Source organism: Micromonospora sp. NPDC049580, assembly GCF_040675595.1.
In the GTDB taxonomy this organism is placed as follows: Bacteria; Actinomycetota; Actinomycetes; order Mycobacteriales; family Micromonosporaceae; genus Micromonospora.
Genome location: NZ_JBFAPG010000707.1, coordinates 1 through 2,243, shown reverse-complemented (window position 1 = coordinate 2,243; position 2,243 = coordinate 1). Strand labels below are relative to the sequence as shown.

Here is a 2,243-nt window from a genome sequence, read left to right as displayed (position 1 = left end):
GGCGGGCACCAAGGCCACCGCCACCAAGGCGGCCAGTAAGAAGACCGCCCCGGCCAAGGCGAGCAAGACCACCACCGCCGCCGCCACCAAGGCGGCCAGCAAGAAGACCGCCCCGGCCAAGGCGAGCAAGACCACCACGGCGACCAAGACGGCCGCCAGCAAGAAGACCGCCCCGGCGAAGAAGACCGCCGCGGCGACCAAGTCCGCCACGGCGAAGAAGACCACCGCGGCGGCGAGCAAGAGCACGGCGGCCAAGAAGGCGCCGGCGAAGAAGGCTCCGGCCAAGAAGGCGGCCAGCAAGCGCTGACCGACTGTCCGCCCAAAGGGCGTCCACCCTCGCGGTGGGCGCCCTTTGCGCGTGCCGGGCCGTTGACCCGGCCGGGCCGTACGCGCAGAATCGCCGTGCCGGCCCCCCTTGAGGACCGGTCCGCCGACGAAATGGGGCGCCGGTGCGCTATCGCCAGCTCACCACCGGATCGCTCGCGCTGGGCGTCATTCTGCTCATCGACGTGCTGCGCGTCTGGCTGCCCGGCATCATCACCATCTTCGGGCAGGCCGCGTCCACCCCGGCCGAGTTGATGGGCGCGTTCGCGCTCGGCTGGTTCGTTCTGGCGATGGCCGCGCCGGCTCTGGTCCGGCGGGTGGGCGCCCGCCGGGTCACAGTCGTCGCCGCCGTGCTGCTCGCCGTGGCCCGGCTCGCGCTCACCAGCGCCCCCGGCGGCCGTCCGCAGCTCTGGTTGGCCACCGCCGGTCTGCTCGCCGGTCTGGTCTGGTTGGTGGGTGTCGCCGGCGGCACCGACCGTCCGGTGCCGGGACTGGCCCTGGGGCTGGCGGTCAACGCCGCCATCCACGCGCTGCTGGACACCTACGACCTCGTCTGGCGGGGCGGCTGGGTGGCGTGGCTGCTCAGCGCCGTCGCGGTGGTGCTGTTCCTGCTCGGCACGACGCTGCCCACCGCGCCGCCCGGCCCCGGTGGCGCCCGATCGTGGCTGCTGGCCGGGCCGGTGCTGCTGCTGGCCGGCATGGTGGCCCTCGCGCCGGCCCTGGCCCAGGCCGGGATGTCGTACCTGGTCGCGGGTGGCGACGTCGCTCGCTCACCGCTGTTCGGCCTGGCACCGGTGCCGGTGGCGGTCGCCGGGTTCCTGCTGGCCGCGCTGGCGGGCCCGACCCGGGGGTGGGGCCGGCCGCTCGGGCCGGCGGCCCTGCTGGTGGGCGTGGTGCTCTTCGCCCTCGACAGTGGCGACCTGCTCGTCGCGGCCGTCCTGCTCACCGCCGTCGGACTCGGCGCCTGCCTCGCCCTCACCGACGCTCCGGGTCGCGCCGACGCCGACGGCACCGCCCACGCCGCCACCGACGACGCTGACGGCACCGCCCACGCCGCCGCCGACGCCACTGTCGGCGGTGAGGGCGCGACAGGCACGGACGACAGCCGCCGAACGGCGGCCCGCCGGGGGTACGCCGTCGCCGCCGGCATGCTGCTCTTCGTGCTGGGGGCGGTGGGTTACTACTCGGCATACGACCTGGGCTACCCGAACGCGGTGGTGCCGGTGGTGGTGGCCGGGGTGGTCGCCGCCGTGGCCCTGGCCGCCCGTCCGTCCGGCCACCGGCGTCCCGGCCCGCTTCCGCCGCTGCGGACCGCCGGCGGGGTCGCCGCGCTGGCTCTGCTCGCGCCGCTGCTCGCCGACGAGGTGGCGGTGGCGAGCAACCGGGAGGGTCCGCCGGAGCGGTTGACCGTGGTGGCGTACAACATCCGGATGGGCTTCGGGCTGGACGGCCGGTTCGACCTGGCCGGGCTGACCGCGGCGATCGACCGGCAGCGGCCCGATGTGGTGCTGCTCAGCGAGGTGGACCGGGGCTGGCTGCTCAACGGCGGCCACGACACGCTGGACCTGCTGTCCGACCGGCTCGGCATGCCGTACGTGTTCGGGCCGGCCGCCGACCCGGTCTGGGGTGACGCGGTGCTCAGCCGGTGGCCGGTCACCGACCCACGGTCCCGGCCGCTGCCGTCTCTCGGGGCGCCCACCGGAGCGCAGGCTCTCGCCGTCACCCTGGACCTCGGCGACGGTGTCCGTGCCGCCGTGGTGAGCACCCACCTGCAACCGCCACCCGACGCGGGCCCGGTGGCGCAGGCTCGCGCGGTGGCCGACTTCGCCACCGGGTACGCGGCCGGCCGGCCGCTCGTGGTGGCCGGCGTCCGGGAGACCGAGCCGGGCGGCGCGGCTGGCGGGCCGTGGGCCGCGGCC

Annotated in this window: 2 protein-coding genes; both read left to right on the top strand. The window is 76.1% G+C overall.

Annotated features, from left to right (window positions below; translation table 11 throughout):
- The coding region (locus AB0J68_RS31240; protein WP_363942375.1) for a hypothetical protein at positions 1-307 on the top strand (307 nt) is incomplete at its 5' end.
- Positions 308-449: 142 nt separating this feature from the next.
- On the top strand, positions 450-2,243 hold a 1,794-nt coding region (locus AB0J68_RS31235; RefSeq protein ID WP_363942372.1), incomplete at its 3' end, for an endonuclease/exonuclease/phosphatase family protein.